Raw genomic sequence first — 938 nt, 5'->3', positions numbered from 1 at the left:
CTTGTCCTTGGTCTTTTAGATTTTACAGCTTTTATTACTTCATCAACGGTTTTTGGGGTTTTTAATAATTCCAATAAAAGCTCTTTTAGTGTTTTTCTTCTTCTAGCTGCCATATATTAATATTGTTAAAATTAATTTATAAATTTATATTAACAATTTTTAAAAAAATATTTTATTTTATGTTTCTAAAATATTTTATATTATAGGCATACTAAGATAAAAGAATAAATAAATAAATCTAATATATTGCTTGAAATATTGGATGCCAGGTTTCCAACATTATGTAGAATAAAATATATAGAAAAATATATAAAAAATAAAAATAAGGACCTAATATTAGTTTTAAATAAATCTGATTTAGTAAGGCAGATTTTCTAAAAAAAGTGGTGGAAGAATTTAGTAAAGAATATATAACAGTATATATGTCGGCAATATATAGAAAAGGAAGTAGAAAATTAAGAGAAGCAATAAAAAAAGTTGGAAGAAAATATGAAAAGGCATATATTGATGTATTCGTATATCCAAATACTGGGAAATCTTCAATAATAAATATATTAGTNGGAAGGAGAAGTGCTGGTACTTCTCCTAAACCAGGATTTACAAAACATTTACAAATAATTAGGTTATCTAGAAAATATTATTTAATAGATTCTCCAGGTATTGTTGAAACAAAAAATAAATATTTATTAGCGATTTTGGGAGCATATGATGTAGATAAATTAGAATATCCTGAAAAAGCGGTTTTATATTTATATAAAAAGATAGGTAAAAAACCATTTGAAGAATATTATAATATGAATATAGAAAATATAAAAGATTTATTTACTGAATTAAGGGAAAAATATAATATAAAGAAAGATTCTGATTGGATAAAAAGGGTTTCAAAGATTNNNNTATAGATTGGCAAAAAGGAAAAATAAAGGCTTTTTTCTTTTAAC

1 protein-coding gene is annotated in these 938 nt (G+C 22.6%); it reads left to right on the top strand.

All coding sequences use genetic code 11. The features are described 5' to 3' along the window. Positions 1-422 precede the first annotated feature (422 nt). Positions 423-899 carry a GTPase gene (locus tag LUA84_RS03410; RefSeq protein ID WP_457913379.1) on the top strand — a complete coding sequence of 159 codons (477 nt, stop codon included), beginning with the start codon at positions 423-425 and terminating at the stop codon, positions 897-899. Positions 900-938 lie beyond the last annotated feature (39 nt).

This window comes from Candidatus Nanopusillus massiliensis (assembly GCF_920984865.1).
Note: the sequence above shows the minus strand (reverse complement) of the source record. Positions and strands in the feature narration are given on the sequence as shown.